The organism is Kitasatospora sp. NPDC001683 (genome assembly GCF_053596495.1).
The window spans coordinates 29,346-48,722 of the sequence record NZ_JBSFGK010000031.1; the positions used below are offsets into that span (position 1 = coordinate 29,346).

The following is a 19,377-nucleotide window of genomic DNA, read 5'->3' on the forward strand; positions in this document are numbered from 1 at the left end:
GAGGAGGACCCGTGTTCAGCACGATGCAGGACGTACCGCTCACCGTCGCCCGGATCCTGGAGCACGGGTCCACGGTCCACGCCCGGTCGACCGTCACCACCTGGGAGGCCACCGGGCCGGTCGTGCGGACCTACGCCGAGGTGGGCGCCCGCGCCGCGCGGCTCGCGCACGCGCTGCGCGACGACCTCGGCGTGACGGGGGACGACCGGGTCGCCACCCTGATGTGGAACAACGACTTCCACCTGGAGGCGTACCTCGCCGTCCCCGCGATGGGGGCCGTGCTGCACACCCTGAACCTGCGGCTGCCCGCCCAGCAACTGTCCTTCATCGTCAACCACGCCGCCGACCGCGTGATCATCGTCAACGGCAGCGTGCTGCCGCTGCTCGCCGCGGTACTGCCGGACCTCGCGCCCACGCTGAAGCACGTCGTGGTGGCCGGTCCCGGCGACCGCTCGCTGCTGGCCGACTTCGCGGGCGGCGTGCACGACTACGACGAGCTGATCGCCGACCGGCCCACCGACTTCCCGTGGCAGCGCGACATCGACGAGCGCCAGGCCGCGGTGCTCTGCTACACCTCGGGCACCACCGGCGACCCGAAGGGCGTGCTCTACAGCCACCGTTCGATCTACCTGCACTGCATGCAGGTCAACACCGGTGACAACTTCGCCTTCACCCCGCGCGACACCGCCCTGCCGGTGGTTCCGATGTTCCACGTGAACGCCTGGGGCATCCCGCACGCCGCCTTCATGTCCGGCGCCAACCTGCTCATGCCGGATCGTTTCCTCCAGCCCAAGCCGATGGCCGAGATGATCGCCGCCGTCCGCCCCACCGTCAGCGCCGCCGTCCCGACCATCTGGAGCGGCCTGCTGGACGAGCTGGACGCCGGCGACTACGACACCTCCAGCCTGCGCATGGTGGTCATCGGCGGCAGCGCCTGCCCGCCCTCGCTGATGAAGGCCTACGACGAGCGCCACGGCATCCGGGTGCTGCACGCCTGGGGCATGACCGAGACCTCCCCGCTCGGCTCCTTCGCCCAGCCGCCGGGCGGCCTCACCCCCGAGGAGGAGTGGCCGTACCGGATCACCCAGGGCCTCTTCCCGGCCTCGGTCGAAGCCCGGCTGATCGGCCCGGGCGGCGAGCGGATGCCGCACGACGGCGTCGCCGCCGGCGAGCTGGAGGTGCGCGGCCCGTGGATCGCCGGGGCCTACTACGGCGGCGCCGGGCAGGACCCGGTCCGCCCGGACGACAAGTTCTCCGAGGACGGCTGGCTGCGCACCGGCGACGTGGGCACCATCACCGCGGACGGATACCTGACCCTCACCGACCGGGCCAAGGACGTCATCAAGTCGGGCGGGGAGTGGATCTCCTCCGTCGAGCTGGAGAACGCCCTGATGGGCCACCCCGAGGTGGCCGAGGCCGCCGTGGTCGCGGTCCCGGACGAGAAGTGGGGCGAGCGCCCGCTGGCCACCGTCGTGCTGCGCCCGGGCGCGATCGCCGGGCTGAGGGAGCTGCGGGCCTTCCTGGCCGAGCGGATCGCCTCCTGGCAGCTGCCGGAGCGCTGGGCGATAGTCGAGTCGGTGCCGAAGACCTCGGTCGGCAAGTTCGACAAGAAGGTGATCCGGGCCAGCTACGCGGCCGACGAGCTGGACGTCACCACGCTCGGCAAGGAGTAGGCCGAACAGGAGGACCGGTCCCCATTCCGCACGGGGGCCGGTCCTTCGGCACGTCCGGGCTGGGCTCAGCCCGCGGCGGCGACGCCCGCCTCGCCCATCGCGCCGATCCGCCCGAGCAGGTCGACGATCCGGGACTGGACGTCCTCGCTGGTCGAGCGCTCGGCGAGGAAGAGCACCGTCTCGCCGGTGCGCAGCCGGGGCAGCTCGCGCGGGTCGAGGTCCACCGAGGTGTAGACCACGAGCGGGGTGCGGTGCAGCCGGTCGTTGGCGCGCAGCCAGTCCAGCAGGCCGACCCGGCGGCGGCGGATCTGGAACAGGTCCATCACCACCAGGTTGGGCTGGACGCTGCTGGCCCGGGCGACCGCGTCGTTCTCGTCCACCGCGTGCTCGACGTGCATGCCGCGCCGCTCCAGGCTGCTGATCATGGCGGCGGCGATGTCCGGGTCGCCCTCGACCAGCAGCACCCGCGGGGCGTGGTGCTCGCCGTCGCGCGGCGCCAGGGCGCGCAGCAGCACGGCCGGGTCGGCGCCGTACGCGGCGTCCCGGGTGGCCTGGCCGAGGCCGGCGGTGACCAGCACCGGGATCCGGCTGTTGAGCGCCGCGGTGCGCAGCGACTGGAGCGCGGTGCGGGTGATCGGGCTGGTCAGCGGGTCGACGAAGAGCGCCGCCGGGAAGCCGGCCACCTGGGCGTCCACCTCCTCGCGGGAGCGGACGATCACCGGGAGGTAGCCGCGTGACTGGAGGGCCTGGCCGGTGGCCGGGTCGGGCTCGGGCCAGACCAGCAGTCGGCGGGTGTTGGCCAGTTCGCCGGACGCGGGCTGCGGTCGCTCGGGGTCGGGGCGGTCGCCACCGGCGGCCGGCAGTTCGGCCATCGGGCGCGGCACGGCCGGTACCGGCGGCTGCGCCGGGAGCGCGGGCACCGGCGGGGCGCCGACCGGGGCGACGACCGGGCGCGGCGGTGCGAGCTCGGCCAGGCCGCTGCCGACCGGGCGTGGGGCGCTCTGCTCCTCGGCTGCGGGCAGCACCGGCCGGGCGGGCTCCAGCGCGCCGCCGGTCTGCGGGGTGGCGGCTCCGGCCGGGGCGTCCGCCGCGGGCCCGGGCGGCACGGAGAGCCGGCGCCGACGGCCGGTCGGTGCGGCGGCGGGCTCGGCCGGAGCGGGTGCCGGACCGGCGGGCAGGGCGTGTTCCAGACCGGGGTACACCGGGGTGTCGCCCACACCGGGCAGCGCGAAGCCGCCCGAGGAGTCCTCGGCGGAGGGCAGGGCGCGGCGCCTGCGCGGTTTGGCCTCGGCGCCGTCCTCGGCGGGGGCGGGGCCGAGCGCGAGCGGCTCACGGCCGGCGGGCCGGGGCTGCTGGGGGCGACCGCCCTCGACGGGCACGGCGTAGGCGGGGCCGGAGCGGCCGTCGTCCTTGCCCCACGGGTCGCTCTGCGCCACCTCCGGGGTGGCCAGGCCGCGGCGGCCGTACGCGGGATCGTTCCCGGTGCCGTTCCACTGCTCGGGGACGGCCCGCTCGGCCCGGGCGGGGGCGTTCGGCCACTGGGCGGTCGGAGCGGCCGGGTCGGCCGGGTCGCCCGGGGAGGTGGCGGCCTCGCCGGCCGGGGTCTCGGCGGCGGGCCGGCCGCGGCGCCCGCGGCGCTCGGCCGGGGGCTCCTCGGCGGATGCCCGCTCCGCCTCGGGGGCTTTTCGGGCGGGCTGCTCGGCACCGGCGGCGTCCGGTCCGCCCGGTCCGGACGGGGCGCCGGGGGAGGTCTCCGCGCTCCCCTTGTCCTCGGCGGTGTCGCCGCTGCTCGGCAGCTGCGGGATGCCCGGCAGTTCGGGCAGGACGGCGCTGTCGCTCTCCTTGGGCCGGTCCGAGCGGCCCTCGGCGGCGGCGCGTTCGGCGGCGGCCTTCGCGGCGACCGGGTCCAGCGGCAGCTCGACCACGTACGTGGTCCCGGCCTTGCCGGGCAGCTCGTGCGGCTGGAGCACACCACCGTGGCGCTCGACCACCGCGCGGGCTATCGGCAGGTGGACGGGGCTGCCGCCGACGCCCGGGCCGCGGATCTCGACCCGGGCGACCTCGCCGCGCTGGGCGGCGGCCACGACGACGGTCGGCGGTTCGGCTGGCACGGGCGGGGCGGTCGGGTTGCCCAGCCCGGGCACGGTCAGTCCGGGGACGGCCAGGCCGGGGGAGGGGACGGTGGGCGGGTCCAGCGCGAGGGTGGCGCCGCTGACGTCGGCGACCAGGTGGGCCAGCGCCTGGGCGAGCCGCTGCTCGTCGGCGATCACCTCGACCGCGGCGGCGTGCACCGAGAACCGCACCCGGCCCGGGCCGACCAGCTCGCCGGCCTCCTCGACGGCCCGGCGGACCACCTTGTCCAGGCCGACCGGCACCCGCTGCGCGGCCTGGCGCCCGTCCTTGCCGTCCTTCGCGTCCTTGCCCTCGGCCGGTCCGCTGTCGCCGGCCTCGAAGCGCTGGTGCTCGAGCACCCCGTCGATCAGCTTCCCGAACCGGCGGCACTCGTCGGCGAGCCGGCGCAGGGTCCAGTTGGCCTCCGGCCAGAGCTGCCCGGCGGGGTCGGCGGCGAGCCGGTCCAGCCGCTGGTTCAGGGCGTTCAGCGCGCCGCCGAGCTCGCTCTCCAGGACGGCGGTGAGGTGCTCGTTGCGGGCGATCAGGGCGAGTTCGCGGCTGCGGTCGGTGAAGGTCATCACCGCGCCGACCAGCTGGTCGCCGTCCCGGACCGGGGCGGTGGTGAGGTCGACGGTGACCGGGCGGCCGTCCTTGCGCCACAGCACGGTGCCGCGCACCCGGTGCTTGCGTCCGGAGGTCAGGGTGTCCAGCAGCGCGGACTCCTCCAGCGCCAGCGGGGTGCCGTCGGCCCGGGAGTGCTGGATCAGCGGGTGCAGCTCGCGTCCGCCCAGCTCGCTCGCCCGGTACTCCAGGATGTGCGCGGCGGCCGGGTTGACCAGGACGCAGCGGCCTTCGAGGTCCACGCCGAGCACGCCCTCGGCCGCGGCCCGCAGGATCATCTCGGTCTGCTTGTGCTGGCGGCGCAGCTCGGCCTCGACGCCGAGCCGCCCGGAGAGGTCGCGGACCAGCAGCAGGAGCAGGTCGGAGGCCGAGGAGGCGCGGGGGCCCTCGCGGTAAAGGTCGTACGGGGAGCGCCCGTAGCCGTCGCCGCCGTCGGTGGCGAAGTCGTTGCCGGAGACCTCGACCGGGAAGGTCGTGCCGTCGGTGCGGTGGGCGGTCATCCGGACCGGGCGGTCGAGGGTGTCGCCGGCGCGGGTGGCCGGGCGCATCGAGCCGGGGATCCGGCTGGGGTCGAACTCGGGCAGCAGGCCGAGCACACCCATGCCGACCAGCGAGGTGCCCGGCGCCTGCAGCGCCTGGACCGCCGCGCTGTTGGCGTCCACGACGGTGCCGTTGCTGTTCACCAGCAACAACGCGTCGGGCAGGGCGTCGAGTATGGCGTCGAGGCGAGCAGCGCCTCGGATCGGCCTGCTGCTCACGTCGACAGGTCTCCTCGGCTCAGGGCAGCTCCTCCGGAGTCGGCAGTATCTCATTCTTCTTTGCGGTGGGGACGACCCGCCTAGTAACGTTGGCGGTGGTTGGTGCCGGACCCCAGGGTTGTGGCATCATCGCTGACACACGGAACGGGTCCGCTTCGCGCGGGCGTGATCCATGTGGGGAGGCTTCGCCTAGTCCGGTCTATGGCGCCGCACTGCTAATGCGGTTTCGGGGTTATTCCTGATCGAGGGTTCAAATCCCTCAGCCTCCGCAGCCGGGAGCCCCGTCGACGATCTTGTCGGCGGGGCTCCTCTGCATGTCCGGGGCGTGATCACCGGCCGGCCGGGGAGGGGGCGGATCAATCGATTTCGTCCTGCGTCGCAGGTCATGTAATGTTGTCCACGCAACGCCCCGAGGACAACGTTCACAGGGCGAGCGCTCATAGCTCAACGGATAGAGCACTTGACTACGGATCAAGAGGTTGCAGGTTCGAATCCTGCTGAGCGCACCAAACTCCGCAAGATCGGGTTCGCCCGTTCCTTGCGCTCATAGCTCAACGGATAGAGCACTTGACTACGGATCAAGAGGTTGCAGGTTCGAATCCTGCTGAGCGCACCAGCGAGAAGCCCCCGGCCACCGGCCGGGGGCTTCTCCGTTTTCTCCGGGACCGGCCCGCTCGTGACGCGGGTCACCCCGGCTCGGTCCGGTTGATCCACGGCACGTCCCGGTGGTCCGGGAACCAGTCCGAGCCGGTCGGCGGTCGGGGCCGGGCGCAGGTCACCGGCGCGGATGAGTTGCGGCTGTTACGGGTACATCCCGTCCTGCCGCCCGAATCGCCGCCAAACGGGTGGGACGCGGCCAAAAGCGCAGATGTCGCGGTATGACCGGCTCGGGATCGTGATTCCGTTTGTCAGATCTTGTGCCCGTTCTGCCCGCCACCCGGCAGCCGATCGTGAAGGAGAGCCGGATGAGCCGACGGTTTCCCCGCGCAGCTGCCGCCCTGGCCGTCCTCACGGTCGGGGCGCTGACCGGCTGGCACGCCCCGCTCTCGGTCGCCCAGCAGTCCCCGGACTCCTGGTCGGCTCAGCAGCGGGCGGTACTGCCGTCCGGGCTCTCCGTCCAGTTCGACTTCTCGGCCGCGCCCGGTACGGAGGTCAGCGCCGCGGTGGGCCGACTGGCCGACCGTTCCGGAGGAGGGAATCCCCGCACGGTGTACGCGGACGGAATGCAGCCCGGAGACCCGGCCCGGACCTTCGGCGTCACCCCCGACCATCCGCAGCCGGACGGTTCCTGGCGCACCGTCGGAACGCTCCGGCTGGGTTTCTCCCGGCCGGTCCGCAACCCCCGGCTGCACCTCAGCGGGCTGGCCGCGGTGGCCACCGGCAAGTCCGGCACCACCAGCACCGCGGCCCGGCTGACCCTCACCGGCGGCTCGCCCGCCGCCCCCGCCCTGGTCGGGCGCACCGACTGGCCCGGCTGGAAGGTCGACGGCGACTCCCTCGCCCCCGCCGGGAGCGACGCCTCCTCCGACGGCGTGGCCGGCTCCGCCGCCGAGGGCACCCTGGAGCTCACCGGGACCATCCGCACCGCGGTGTTCCGGGTCGAGCAGCGCTCCACCGCCCGGGCCGGGAGCACCACCGCCCCGCCGGAGCTGCGGCAGGCCTACACCGTCACCGTGGACGAGGACCTCGGCACCGCGCCGCAGGCCTACGGCAACGCCTCGCACGTGGTCTCCGACCTGTTCCTGGGCACCGACGCCACCACCCCGTCCCGCCGCGCCCGGCCCCGGCCCGGCGGCTCACCGGGCGACGGACCGCTGGTCGAGCTCGACCACGGCGCCGTGCGGCGCGGCGACCCCTTCGCGAGGCCTGCCGCCAGCCTGCCGCCGCCCAAGCTCCAGCCCGGTCGCGGCGAGTACCAGGGCGCCGACCCGTCGATCGGCTTCCCCGACGAGGCCGCGATCGGCCACTGCTACCGGCTCACCGTCCCGGTCGCGGTGGGCGACCAGCCCGCGACCCTGGCCGGCTGGATCGACTTCGACCACAGCGGCCGGTTCGACCCCGCCGGCCGGGCGCAGACCGAGATCCCGGCCGGCGCCGACACCGCGACCCTGGAGTGGACCGTGCCGCCCGGTGCCGCCTCCGGCGAGACCTGGGCCCGGCTGCGGATCGGCCGCGACACCAGCCAGCTCGTCCCCTCCGGCGGGTTCGCCGACTCGGGGCAGGTCTCCGACCAGCGGATCAGGCTGACCGTCGGTGCCGCGCGGCCCGAGATCGCCGAGCCGGTCGACGGCACCGTGCTGGCCGACACCCGCCCGCGGATCCGCGGCGAGGGCGCCGTCCCGGGCGCCTCGGTGGAGGTCCGGGACGGCGACCGCACGCTCTGCCGGGCGAAGGCCGAGCGCGGCGGCGCCTGGTCCTGCCGCCCCGGCAGCGCGCTCGCGGCCGGACCGCTCGTCCTCACCCCGGTGGAGACCACCAGCGGGGGCATGGTGCTGCGCGGCGAGGCCGCCAAGGTCACCGTGAAGACCGCGCCGCCGGCCGCGCCGGTGCTCACCCTGCCCGCCTACACCAACGACCCGGGGCTGCGGCTCACCGGCACCGGCGAGGCGGGCAGCACCGTCTCGGTCACCGACCAGTCCACCTCCGCCGACCTGTGCAGCAGCGCCCCCGTCCGGCCGGACGGCGCGTGGTCCTGCCTGCCGGTCGAGAACCTGGCGGACGGCAGCCACCGGCTCACCCCGGTCGCGGTCGACCCGGCGGGCAACCGGAGGGCGGGGCAGCCGGCCGTGCTGGTGGTGGACACCGTGCCGCCGGACAAGCCGGTGCTCACCTCGCCGGCTCCGGGGGAGGTACTGCGGGTCAGCCGGCCGAAGCTCACCGGGCGGGCCGAACCGGGTGCGAACGTGCTGGTCACGGTGGGTGCGGCGGCAGGTGCGGATTCGGGTGACCGTGCGGTGCTGTGCGGGGCGACGGCGGCGCTGGACGGGAGTTGGAGCTGCACCGCCAACCGGGACCTGGCGGACGGGGAGAAGTGGCTGACCGTCACGGCGACCGACCCGGCCGGGAACGGGACTTCGGCGGATCCAGCGCAGGTGCGGGTGGCCGCTGCGGCGCCCGGCTCGGCGTCCGCTGCGGCGTCTCCGAGCCCGGTGGCGTCGGCCTCGGCGGTGTCGAGTGCCACGGCTTCGTCGACTGCCGGTGCGGCCGTGCCGACTTCCTCGACACCCGCTGCCACGGCGTCCGTTGGGCCGAGTTCGAGTGCGGCTCCGAGTGCGAGCGCCACGGCGGCGGTGGCATCCACGCCGCGACCCGCGGAGCCGACCGCGTCTTCGAGTTCGATCGAGGTCCCGGAGATCCGGCCGGTCCCGCCGGGGCCGCTGCCGATCGTCGTCCCGCCGCCGGTGCCGCCGGTGCCGCCGGTGCCGTCCGTGCCCGCGATCCCTGCCGTTCCGGCCGGCTCGGCCCGTCCGACCTCTCCGCCCGTTCCCGCCGTCTCCGCCCCGCCCTCCCGTGGCGCCGTTCCGTCCCCGGGCTCCGCTTCGGCCACCGGGTCCACCGCCGCCCCCGCCTCGTCCGGCGGCCGTCCTGGCCGGGCGGCCGAGCCGCCGCCGGCCGACGCGGTCGAGCCCCGGTCGGCCGACGACCAGGGTGAACTGGGGGCGGGCGGTGCGCAGGCCCGGCCGCTGCCGGCGCCCCCGGTCCAGGGGTCGGCGGCCGGGCGGCCCAGGGAGGCCCGCTGGCGCGGTCTGCTCGCCGGAGCGTTGCTGGTGCTCGCCGGAGTCGGGCTGATCACCCGCCGGGTGTTCGCCCGTGGATCCGGTGCCCGACGGCGCTGACCTGCGCCGAACTATCCAGATCAGCCGTCCATGTGCCTGCGCGTCATGTCACTTCGGATGATTCGTCAGGAAATGTCGACACACCTCATCTTAAATGTCGCATTTGATGACGTATGAACTTAGCCTGACTCTGGCACTGCCCGTCAGATCCGGGCCGCCCGTTGCGCGACACACCAGACCCAGAGGATCCGTGCATGGACGTCACCCGCGACTCTTCGCAGCGACCCGACAATCTGCCCAAGTCGTTCCCACTCGCCTTGCCGGAACGTTCCGCCTCCGGCGCCAGCCCGCTGGCCAGGGTCTCGACCGTCGAGGTCGCCGAGCCGGTCGGCCCGGCCGGCGGCGGCCCGGCGACCGCCCCGCTGGCCGTCGTCCCCAGCCCGTCCCCCGCCGGCCCCGCCGACCTGCGGGACCCGCTGGAGACGGCCGCCCCGGAGAAGGCCGCCCCGGAGACCGTCGAGCTCCCCGAGGTCGGCCGCGCCGGGGCCGCCGCCACCACCTCGCGCCGCCCCCCGCGGGCGGACCAGGCGCTGCGCGAGCACACCGCCACCGCCGTGCCCGGCTGGATCGCCGTGCTGGTGGTGTTGCTCGGCCTGGTCGGCGTGGTGTACGTGCTGCTGCTCACCGGCGTCCTCCCGCACTGGGACGCGCTGCCCGAACTGCGTGGCGCCGCCGCCCGGGAGAGCGGCCGGGCCGAGGTGGACGCCCCGGCGATCGCCGCGGTCAGCACGGCCGGCCTGCTGGTGGTGTTCGCGCTGGCCGGTCTGCTGGCCAACGCGGGCGGCGAGACCCGGGTGCTGACCCGCTGGGGCCGCTACCGGGGCACGGTGCGCAAGTCCGGACTGGTCTGGGTCAACCCGCTGCTGCGGCGCCGCCGGGTCGACGTCCGGCTGCGGCACTGGCGCAGCGAGCCGGCCAAGGCGGTCGACCGCACCGGCACCCCGATCGTCGTCCGGCTGCTGGTCGTCTGGCGGGTCAAGGACACCGCGCGGGCGCTGCTGGCGATCGAGGACCACGAGAGCTACCTGCGCGAGCAGGTCCAGGCGGTGCTCACCCGCACCGCGTCCACCCTGCCGTGCGACAGCAACGCGGCGCCCGGCCCCGCGCTGCGCGACGGGCAGTGGTTCGCCGACGAGATGACCCGGGCGCTGGCCGCCGAAGTCGCCCCGGCCGGTCTGGAGGTCTACTCGGTGCAGCCGCTGGCGCTGGACTACGCGCCCGAGGTGGCCGAGTCGATGCGCCGCCGCCGGCTGGCCGACCTGGACGCGGGCCTGCGGACCGTGCTGGTCGACGACGCGGTCGAGGCGGCGGCGCTGGCCGTCCGCCGGCTGGAGCGCGCGACCGCGCACGAACTGAACGAGGCCGCCCGCAGCGCGCTGATGGAGCAACTGCTGGTCGCCTTCGTCGCCCCGGCCGGAGTGGCCGCCTCGGTACCGCCCCCGGCCGCCCGTGCCGGGCGGAAGGAAGGACGACCCGCATGAGGATAGCCACCGGCGCGTACGCCGAACCCGACACCGGTCTCGATGCCGACTCCGGCTTGATCGGCTTCGAGGAACGCCTCGGCAGCATCCCCGCGATCACGGGCTGCGGCTGCCCGAACTGCGCCGCCCGGCCGCGCACCGCCCGGGCCGCCGTGGCGGGTGGGGGGAGCCGAATACACCGGGCCGTTCGAAGCACCTGCCTGGCCACCACCGTGCTGGCGGGCGCCGGCGTGGCCGGCCTGACGGCCGGGGCCGGCTCCGCGCACGCCGCGGCCGGCAAGCAGGGCTGGGACGGGTCGAGGTACTGGTTCAAGAACGGCGCCGGTGAGTGGCGCTGGACCGGCCACTACGAGGTCTACGCCGGCCGCACCGGCCAGTCCGGCGGCTCCGGCGCTTCCACCGGTTCCGGTGGCAAGGCCGTCTCCAGCGGCTCGGCCTCCTCCTGGGACCTGCGCCAGGGCTGGGACGGGTCGAGGTACTGGTTCAAGAACGGCGCCGGTGAGTGGCGCTGGACCGGCCACTACGACGTCTACGCCGGCCGCACCGGTCAGTCCGGCGGCTCCGGCGCTTCCACCGGTTCCGGTGGCAAGGCCGTCTCCAACGGCTCGGCCTCCTCCTGGGACCTGCGCCAGGGCTGGGACGGGTCGAGGTACTGGTTCAAGAACAGCAGCGGCGAGTGGCGCTGGACCAGCCACTACGACGTCTACGCCAGCCGCACCGGTCAGTCCGGCGGTGGTTCGGACCGGGCCGCCGACCGGCCGGCCACCGGTTCGGTCCCGGGCGCCACCGCGTCCTCCGGGAGCATCGAGGCGGCCATGGACTACGCGCTCGCCCAGCTGGGCAAGCCGTACGTCTGGGGCGGCAACGGCCCGTCCGGCTACGACTGCTCCGGGCTGGTCCAGCAGGCCTACCGGCGCAGCGGGATCAGTCTGCCGCGGGTGGCCGACGACCAGTACGCGGCGACCACGCCGATCGGCGCGGGGCAGCTGCGCCGCGGTGACCTGGTGTTCTGGTCGGACAGCGGCCGGGCCTCGGGGATCCACCACGTGGGGATCTACCTGGGCGGCGGCAAGTTCGTGGAGGCGCCGCGGCCGGGCAGGACCGTTCGGATATCGACGCTCGACCCGGGCTACTACCCGACCCACTTCGGTCGGCCGTAGTCCGCAGCTCACACCGGACCCCCGACAGCACGCCGCTGTCGGGGGCCGGTCGGGTGCTCAGGCGGAGGCCTCGTCCAGCAGCGCGGTCTGCGCCGGGGTGAGCTCCAGGGTGGCGCCGACCAGCAGCGGGGGCAGCTGGTCGACGGTGCGGGCGCTGGCGATCGGGGCGGCGACCGTCGGGCGGGCGGCGAGCCAGGCCAGGGCGACGCTGGCGGGCTCGACACCGTGCTCGGCGGCGACCGCGTCCAGCGCCTCCAGGACCTTGGGGCCACGCGGATCGGCCAGGTAGCGGGCGGCGCCCTCGGCGCGGGCGCTGTCGACGCCGGCACCGCCCGGGCGGTACTTGCCGGTCAGGAAGCCGGAGGCGAGCGCGTAGTACGGCACGGTGGCGAGGCCGTGCTCGGCGACCACCCCGGCCAGCGGGCCCTCGAAGGTCGAGCGGGACACCAGGTTGTAGTGCGGCTGGACGGCGACGTACTTGGCCAGGCCCTCGCGCTCGGCGAAGGCCAGCGCCTCGGCGAGCCGCTCGGCGGAGATGTTGGAGGCGGCGACCGCCCGGACCTTGCCCGCGCGGACCAGCTCGTCCAGCGCCGTCACGAACTCCTCGACCGGGGTGTCGTCGTCCCGGTGGGTGTAGTACAGGTCGATGTGGTCCACGCCCAGGCGGCGCAGCGAGGCCTCGGCGGCGGCCTTGATGTTGGTGGCGCCCAGGCCGCCCGCGTCGGGGTGCATGCCGACCTTGGTGGCGATCACGATCTCGTCCCGGTTGCCCCGGCTGCGCAGCCAGTCGCCGATGACCGTCTCGGACTCGCCGCCGGTGTTGCCGGGCGCCCAGGCGGAGTAGACGTCGGCGGTGTCGACGAAGTTGCCGCCGGCGGCCGCGTAGGCGTCCAGCACGGCGAAGGACTGCTGTTCGTCGGCCGTCCAGCCGAAGACGTTGCCGCCGAGGGAGAGCGGGTGTACGGACAGGTCGGAGGTGCCGAGGGGGACCCGGCTGTGGTTTCCGGTCATGGCCGCAGTCAACCCGCTTGTGCGACAGCGCATTCCGTCGATCACGCTGATTTCACGATCCCGTCGTACCGCCGTCGCACGCCCGGGTGGTCCGTCGGCCGGAGGAGGGGTCCGGGGTGTGCCTGAGGTGGGCGGATTCGTTAGAGTCCGTGCCATGGCTGACAACGACTACGACCCCGCCGGTAGCACCCAGATGTTCCGGGCGTTCGTCGACGAGAGCCCGGCGCGTCAGGCACCGGGTTCCGTCTCCACCTACGGCAGCAGCGGCAAGAGCGGCAGCCGCACCGGCGTGATCGCGCTGGTCGCCGTCGTCGCCCTGGTCGTCCTGGGTGCCGTCGTCTGGCTGGCGGTCAAGTGACCCTCGCGCGGGTGACCCCGGCCCGGGTCACCCGCGCGACGGAAGAGGCCGTCCTCAGCAGGGCTTGCGCCAGGCGTTGAGGTCGAGCTTCTTCTGCATCGAACTGAAGCCCAGCGCCTTGGTCTTGGCGCAGAACTGGTCCGTGTCGAGCTTGTACTCGACGTGGAAGACCGGCTTGCCCGCCTTGATGAAGGGCGAGACCCGGTCGCACTCGTCGAACTGCGAGCACTCCTCGTTGACCGCGAAGTCGAAGTCCGGCAGCAGCGCGGGGATCTGGTCCAGGTCGTTCTTCAGGCCGATGGCCAGGCCGCGGTCGTGGGCGAGCTTCGCCAGCATGCGGTTGTACGCGAGCTGGTCGTCGGGGGTCAGCGGGAAGCCGCTGTTCTGGTTGTAGGCCTCGATGGTGTCCGGTTCGATGGCGTCGAAGCCCTTGTTCTTGCACATGTCGAAGCGGGTCGCCATCAGTGGCTCCAGCTGGTCGAGCTTGCGGATGTCGAACCACTTCTCGCCCTTCCAACCGGTGTCCGAGCCCTGCAGGGCCTTGGCGAAGGCGGCGGAGTCGGGGCGGAAGTCCTCCCAGGAGCCGGCGTTGATGTAGCAGATCACCTTGCGGCCCTTGGCGTGCAGCGCGGCGACCACCGAGGCGTCGTTCTCGAAGCCGTCGATGTCGTAGACCGGCACGTCGACCGACTGGTCGACGGTGCCGCCGAGCTGCCACTGCCAGGCCAGGCCCGGGGTGGGCTGCCAGCGGGTGCCGGCCGGCGGCGGGGTGGTGGCACCGGGCGGGGTGCCGGGGGCGGTGGTGCCGCCCGGAGTGCCCGGGGCCGAGGTGGTGCCGGGGGCGGTGGGCGTGCCGGGAGCGCTCGGCGCGGTGGCCGTGGGTGAGTTGCTCGGGGTGCCGTCGGCCGAGTCCTGGTCGTCCTCCGAGCCGGAGCTGCTGCACGAGCTGACCAGCAGGGCGGTGACGGTGGCGAAGGCGATGGCGGCCGGCAGCAGCCGGTTGCGGCGGTTCACGGTAGTCCAACTCCGGATCGGGTCAGGTCAGTTCAGCGGCGGTCAGGCCGTGGGGCAGGGTGCGCCAGGGGTTCTCCCCGGCACCCGGTACGGCACAGCCGACGCCGGCTCGTCGGGCGGCGATCAGTGCGGAGGCGTCCCGGGCGGCCTCGGCCGGGACGTCGTAGACCAGGTGGCAGAAGCGGGAGGCCGCGTGGCGGCCGGTCCACAGCGGCAGCGTCATGGCGCGGTACGCGTCCCAGTCGCCCTCGAAGGTGACCAGCAGGTCGGCCAGGCCGACCTCGGCGTACCCCGGGTCCGGGTGCTCGCCGTGGCCGAACACCACGGTGCCGCAGCCGGCCGCCCGGGCGGCCGTGGCGAGGCGCCGGTAGTGCGCCAGCGCGCCCGGGTGGGTGGCGACCTGGTCGAGGTACACGCCGGTGATGCCGTGGCGCTGACGGTACGTCAGGATGTCGGCGACCACGGCCGCGTGCGGCCTGCGACCGTAGTCGGTGTCGGCGTAGCCGACCAACGGCAGGCCGGCCGCCCGGAGTTCGTCGGCGGCCTCGGCGAAGACGTGGTCCGGCGCCTCGCCCGGACCGTCCGCGAGGTTGAGCACCACGGCGGCGATCCGGGCGGGGTCGGCGGCGGCGACCGCCCGCCAGGCCGCCGGGTCCACCGCGGGGTGGACGTACAGCGGCACCAGCAGGCGGCCGTCGGGGGTGGTCCCGGCGGTCATGCGACCACCGGGGCCGGGGCGGGCCCGGCGGTGTCGAGCCACAGGTCGCGCAGGGTGTCGGCGAGGTCCGTCTCCGGGTGCCAGCCGAGCTCCCGGGCGGCGGCCGACACGTCGGCCTGCTGCCAGGAGACCCCGGCCGAGCGCTCGGAGCCCGCCCCGCTCTCGTCGATCCGGCCGGTGAAGCCGGACGCTGCGACCAGGCCGTCGGCGATCGCCCGGACCGGCCGGGCCCGCCCGGAGGCGAGGTTGAGCACCCGGGGGAGCGGACCGTCGGCGGCGACGGCCAGACCGACCGCCCTGGCGACGTCCCGGGCGTCCACGAAGTCCCGGTAGGCGGAGAGGTCCCCGACCGTGACCACGCCGTCGGCGCCCTCGGGCGCCACCCGGCGCAGCTCGGCCGCCAGCCGGCCGGGCAGCGAGCCCGCCGGGGCGCCCGGGCCGACCGGGTTGAACACCCGCAGCACCACCGCGTCCAGCGCGGAACCGGCCACCGCGAGGGAGCCGGCCAGCTTGGTCGCGCCGTACACGCCGACCGGGCGGGCGTCGGCCTGCTCGGTGAGCGACTCGCCCTCCGCGCAGACGCCGTACTCGCCGGCCGAACCGATGTGCACCAGACGGGCCTTCGGGGCGCCCAGGGAAAGCGCCTCGCAGAGCACCGCCGGACCGCGGGCGTTCACCTCGGCGAGCTTGACCGCGCTGCCGGCCACCGCGCCGGCGAAGTTGACCACCACGTCGGGGGCCAGCGCGGCCAGTTCCTCGCCGAGCGGGCCGGCCTGGGCGGTGCCCAGGTCCAGCCGGAGGTCATGGGCGGGCCGCCGGCCCGCGGTCAGCACGGTGGCCCCGGGCAGTGACCGCAGGACGGCGGAGGCGTGACGGCCCAGGAAGCCGTCGCCGCCGAGCAGCAGGATCCTCACGCGGCCCGTCCGTCGCTCTCGGCACCCGCGGCGGCGGGCTCCTCGGCCGCGTCCTGCCGGGCGGTGCGGGCGGCCGGGACCGGCAGCTCCGCGACGCCCGGAACGGCGACGGTCGACTCGAAGGGCATCAGGACCGGGCGGATCGAGGAGAACTCGGCGTTCGCCCGGTCGTAGTCGTCCGGGCGACCGATGTCCAGCCAGTAGCCGCCGAAGTCGTACGAGGACGGCGGGGTGTCGGCAGCCAGCAGGTCGAGCACCAGCTCGTCGAAGCCCAGCGGCAGGCCCGGCGTGTACTTGGCGAGCGCCGCGCGGGAGACGCCGTACACGCCCATCGAGACCCGGTAGTCGATGCTGGGCTTCTCCTGGAAGCCGGTGATGGTGCCGGATTCGGTGGTCAGCACCCCGAAGTCGATCTTCACCTGGCGGGCGTAGGTGGCGATGGTCAGCGGGGCGCCGGACGCCTCGTGGTGCTTGAGCACACCGGCGAAGTCCAGGTCGGTGAGGATGTCGCCGTTCATCACCAGGAAGTGCTCCGGCAGGCGGTCCTGCATGGTGAGCAGCGGGCCCATGGTGCCGAGCGGGCTGTCCTCGACGGCGTAGCCGACCCGCAGTCCCCACTGCGAGCCGTTGCCGACGTAGGCGCGGATGATGTGGCCGAGGTGGCCGATGGCCAGGGTGACGGTCTTGAAGCCCGCGGCGGCGAGCTGGCGCATCACGATCTCCAGGATCGCGTGCTGGTCGCCGATCGGGACGAGCGGCTTGGGAAGCGCGGTGGTGTACGGGCGGAGGCGGACGCCCTTACCGCCGGCCAGGATCACTGCGTGCATGGTGTTTCCCCCACGGAAATGGTGTGCAGGCCACGAACCTTGGTTACCGGGACGAGCATGGTCGGTGCGGCGGTCAGACGTTGTAGATGTCGGTCTTGTAGCGCGCCAGGTTGGCCGGGTCGCGGAAGAACTCGATGGTCTGCTCCAGGCCCTGCTCCAGGGTGAACCGCGGGGCCCAGCCGGTGGCCTGGCGCAGCCGGGTGGCGTCCGCGACCAGCCGCATGACCTCGGAGTTGGTCGGACGGATGCGCTGCTCGTCCTCCTTCACCACCAGGTCGACGCCCATCAGCTTGCCGACCAGGGTGACCAGGTCGCCGACCGAGATCTCGCCGCCGGTACCGGCGTTGAAGGTCCGGCCGACCACCGTCTCGGCGGGCGCGGTGCCCACCGTGCGGAAGGCGTTGGCGGTGTCCTTGACGAACATGAAGTCGCGGGTCGGGCGCAGGTCGCCGAGGGTGATCTCGGTCTGGCCGGCCGCGACCTGGGCGATCACGGTCGGGATGACGGCGCGCATCGACTGGCGCGGGCCGAAGGTGTTGAACGGGCGCAGGGTGACGACCGGGGTCTCGAAGCTGGCGTGGTAGCTGTCGGCCAGCCGGTCCCCGCCCGCCTTGGAGGCGGCGTACGGGGACTGGGTGTTGATCGGGTGGTCCTCGGTGATCGGCACGGTCTGTGCGGTGCCGTAGGTCTCGCTGGTGGAGGTGTGCACCAGGCGCGGGATCTCCAGGTGGCGCACCGCCTCCAGCACGTTCAGGGTGCCGGTGACGTTGGTGTCCACGTACGAGTGGGGGGCGCGGTAGGAGTACGGGATCGCGATCAGGGCGGCCAGGTGGTACACCGCCTCGGTGCCCTTGACCAGGCCGTTGACCGAGCCCGGGTCCCGGACGTCGCCGAGGACGATCTCGACCGAGTCCAGCACCTCCTCGGACAGGGTCTCCAGCCAGCCGAAGGAGGAGAACGAGTTGTACTGGACCATCGCGCGGACGTGGTGCCCGTCGGCGACCAGGGTCTCGACGAGGTGGGAGCCGATGAAGCCCTCGGCTCCGGTAACCGCGACGCTGCTCATGCGGGATTCGCTTTCTCGATCTACGGGGACGGCACGACGCTCTGTGCCGGCCGGCCGGTGGTGTTCTCGGTTGGGGCTGGACCTTCAGCAGTGCTGAGGTGTCAGCGGTGTTGGGTGGTGCGGCCGAGCGCGGGCCCGGCGGTGGCGGTGAGGACGAGTGCGGCCGTCCCGCAGCCGATCAGCTGCAGGACGATCGGGTCCGCACCGGTCAGCAGCCCGACGCTCTCGGCGACCGCGGCGGCCAGACAGATGAGGGCGGTGCTCCAGCTAAACCCGAAGGCGTTCAGCAGCAGCGCCAGCCAGAGCGAGCCGCCCAGGAGCAGCATCGCGCCGAGCTGCGGCACGCCGAGCGACGGGGCGCCCGGCCACAGCACGGTCGCGGCGGCGTCCAGCGCGGCCACGGTGGTGAGGTAGATGAACAGGCAGCCGAGCAGGATCCCGCCGGTGCGGCGGGTGAACTGCCCGCTGGTGTGGCTGGTGCGCAGCGCGGCCACGGCCATCGCCCGGTAGCGGAACAGCAGCCACTCGGCGAGGCCGAGACTGAGCGTCAGCGCGATCATGGCCGGGCCGGTGGGGGTGGCCCGCGCCTCGGCCGCCGGACGGGCGGGTCCGGGGTGGGCGTGCACGACGTGGGAGGCGGCGTGCACGGCCTGGTGGATGGTCTCGCCGAGGCCGGCGATCAGCGTGAGCGCGCCGCAGGCCAGTCCGAACAGCAGGTGCGGGACCTCCTGGCGGATCGGCAGCCTCAGCTCCACGCCGTCCCGTTCGCCGCCGCGGGCCGCGACCAGCAGCTCCCGCACGGCCAGGCCGACCGCCAGTGCCACCGAGGCGAGCAGCACCACCGTACGGACCGGCTCCGGGACGTCGACCGCCAGCACCACGCCCGCGCCGACCGAGGCCGGGGCGAGCGCCAGCAGCAGGAACCTCTCCCGCCCGAGCACCAGCAGCGCGGTGGCCGCGCCCAGGTAGCAGGACTGCCCCGCGGCGAACCACAGCGCGCCGAGCGGCCCGCCGATCACGTACGCGGCGGCGGACGCCAGCAGCGCGCCGATCGGCGCACCGACCGCCAGGCAGACCGCCGCCTCCCGGCGGCGCAGCCGGCCCAGCCAGCGGTACGCGCGGTGCGCCAGCGCCTGGTTGAAGCCCCAGCTGACCAGCGTGGCGACGGACAGCGCGAGCATGCCCGAGGGCAGGCCGAAGCGCATCCGGGTGGTCGCGAACAGGTTGGCGCCGAGCAGGTAGCCGAGCCCGGGCAGGGCGAACACCAGGCCGCGCACCACGCAGCGCCAGGGGTCGGCCCGCCAGGGGTTGGCGAACTCGGAGCTCGGGCCGGGGTAGCGGCGCTCGACCTTCTCGAACAGCTCCTCGGCGACGGTGAACGCGTCGGGGCGGCCGTACAGCAGGGCGGCCTGCTCGTCGGAGAGGCCGTCGGACTCCAGGAAGGCCGCGATCTCGTACGGGTGGACGGCGTCGGCGCAGATGTCGTGCAGGCGCTCGGCGAGCTCGTCCAGCGGGTCCTCGGAGAGGCCGAGCCGCTCGGCGGGGTCGGGTTCGGGGGGCGGGGCGGGTCGGCGGCGCTTCAGCGGCAGGGTGCGCAGCTGCATCGTCCGCTCGGAGCCGCCCTCGTCCGGTACGAGGCGGATCGGACCACTCATGCGCCCACCTCGCTGTGCTCGGCGGCCGCTGAGCGGGACGCGCACCTGTTGATGGTTCGCTCGCTTCGCTCGTTCACGCGCCCACCTCGCTGTGCTCGGCGGCCGCTGAGCGGGACGCGCACCTGTTGATGGTTCGCTCGCTTCGCTCGTTCACGCGCCCACCTCGCTGTGCC

Annotated in this window: 12 protein-coding genes, 3 tRNA genes and 1 pseudogene; 8 read left to right on the top strand and 8 right to left on the bottom strand. The window is 74.4% G+C overall.

Annotated elements, in window-relative coordinates; translation table 11 throughout:
* Positions 1–11 precede the first annotated feature (11 nt).
* Positions 12–1,673: a long-chain fatty acid--CoA ligase gene (locus ACWCYO_RS18690; protein WP_449784818.1), complete on the top strand. Its 1,662-nt coding sequence runs from the start codon at positions 12–14 to the stop codon at positions 1,671–1,673.
* A 65-nt stretch (positions 1,674–1,738) separates the two neighbouring features.
* On the opposite strand, the gene ACWCYO_RS18695 is transcribed toward ACWCYO_RS18690, so the two are convergent.
* Positions 1,739–5,164: a PAS domain-containing protein gene (locus ACWCYO_RS18695; protein ID WP_449784819.1), complete on the bottom strand. Its 3,426-nt coding sequence runs from the start codon at positions 5,162–5,164 to the stop codon at positions 1,739–1,741.
* 178 nt (positions 5,165–5,342) lie between these two features.
* On the opposite strand from ACWCYO_RS18695, the gene ACWCYO_RS18700 reads away from it, so the two are divergent.
* From ACWCYO_RS18700 to ACWCYO_RS18725, 6 genes are all read left to right on the top strand, one after another.
* A tRNA-Ser gene (locus ACWCYO_RS18700) sits at positions 5,343–5,433 on the top strand.
* A gap of 164 nt (positions 5,434–5,597) precedes the next feature.
* A tRNA-Arg gene (locus tag ACWCYO_RS18705) sits at positions 5,598–5,673 on the top strand.
* 31 nt (positions 5,674–5,704) lie between these two features.
* A tRNA-Arg gene (locus ACWCYO_RS18710) sits at positions 5,705–5,780 on the top strand.
* Between the two features lie 349 nt (positions 5,781–6,129).
* Positions 6,130–9,000 (top strand): Ig-like domain-containing protein, encoded by a 2,871-nt coding sequence (locus tag ACWCYO_RS18715; RefSeq protein ID WP_449784820.1) that lies wholly within the window; start codon positions 6,130–6,132, stop codon positions 8,998–9,000.
* Between the two features lie 194 nt (positions 9,001–9,194).
* On the top strand, positions 9,195–10,481 hold the full coding sequence (locus tag ACWCYO_RS18720; RefSeq protein ID WP_449784821.1) for an SPFH domain-containing protein: 1,287 nt from the start codon (positions 9,195–9,197) through the stop codon (positions 10,479–10,481).
* Positions 10,478–11,641 (top strand): C40 family peptidase, encoded by a 1,164-nt coding sequence (locus tag ACWCYO_RS18725; RefSeq protein WP_449784822.1) that lies wholly within the window; start codon positions 10,478–10,480, stop codon positions 11,639–11,641. Before ACWCYO_RS18720 ends, ACWCYO_RS18725 begins: the two co-directional genes overlap by 4 nt.
* 57 nt (positions 11,642–11,698) lie before the next feature.
* Here ACWCYO_RS18725 and ACWCYO_RS18730 read toward each other — a convergent pair whose 3' ends face one another.
* Entirely contained in the window at positions 11,699–12,652 is a 954-nt protein-coding gene (locus tag ACWCYO_RS18730; protein WP_449784823.1) for an aldo/keto reductase, read from the bottom strand.
* A 154-nt stretch (positions 12,653–12,806) separates the two neighbouring features.
* Here ACWCYO_RS18730 and ACWCYO_RS18735 point away from each other — a divergent pair, with 154 nt between their 5' ends.
* Complete coding sequence (locus ACWCYO_RS18735) at positions 12,807–13,010, top strand: hypothetical protein (protein WP_270145885.1); 204 nt, start codon at positions 12,807–12,809, stop codon at positions 13,008–13,010.
* A 54-nt stretch (positions 13,011–13,064) separates the two neighbouring features.
* Here ACWCYO_RS18735 and ACWCYO_RS18740 read toward each other — a convergent pair whose 3' ends face one another.
* From ACWCYO_RS18740 to ACWCYO_RS18765, 6 genes and pseudogenes are all read right to left on the bottom strand, one after another.
* Positions 13,065–14,024: an endo alpha-1,4 polygalactosaminidase gene (locus tag ACWCYO_RS18740; RefSeq protein WP_270145887.1), complete on the bottom strand. Its 960-nt coding sequence runs from the start codon at positions 14,022–14,024 to the stop codon at positions 13,065–13,067.
* Between the two features lie 22 nt (positions 14,025–14,046).
* Complete coding sequence (locus tag ACWCYO_RS18745; RefSeq protein WP_270145889.1) at positions 14,047–14,742, bottom strand: spherulation-specific family 4 protein; 696 nt, start codon at positions 14,740–14,742, stop codon at positions 14,047–14,049.
* Positions 14,739–15,656, bottom strand: a complete 918-nt coding sequence (locus ACWCYO_RS18750; protein WP_270145891.1) for an NAD-dependent epimerase/dehydratase family protein — start codon at positions 15,654–15,656, stop codon at positions 14,739–14,741. The genes ACWCYO_RS18745 and ACWCYO_RS18750 overlap by 4 nt, the downstream gene beginning before the upstream one ends.
* 125 nt (positions 15,657–15,781) lie before the next feature.
* Positions 15,782–16,483, bottom strand: a pseudogene (locus tag ACWCYO_RS18755) (nucleotidyltransferase family protein); the annotation flags it as partial.
* Positions 16,484–16,556: 73 nt separating this feature from the next.
* Positions 16,557–17,549, bottom strand: a complete 993-nt coding sequence (locus tag ACWCYO_RS18760) for an SDR family NAD(P)-dependent oxidoreductase (protein WP_270145893.1) — start codon at positions 17,547–17,549, stop codon at positions 16,557–16,559.
* A gap of 101 nt (positions 17,550–17,650) precedes the next feature.
* A complete protein-coding gene (locus ACWCYO_RS18765) occupies positions 17,651–19,204 on the bottom strand; it encodes a hypothetical protein (RefSeq protein WP_270145895.1) in 1,554 nt (517 codons plus the stop codon).
* Between the last annotated feature and the right edge of the window lie 173 nt (positions 19,205–19,377).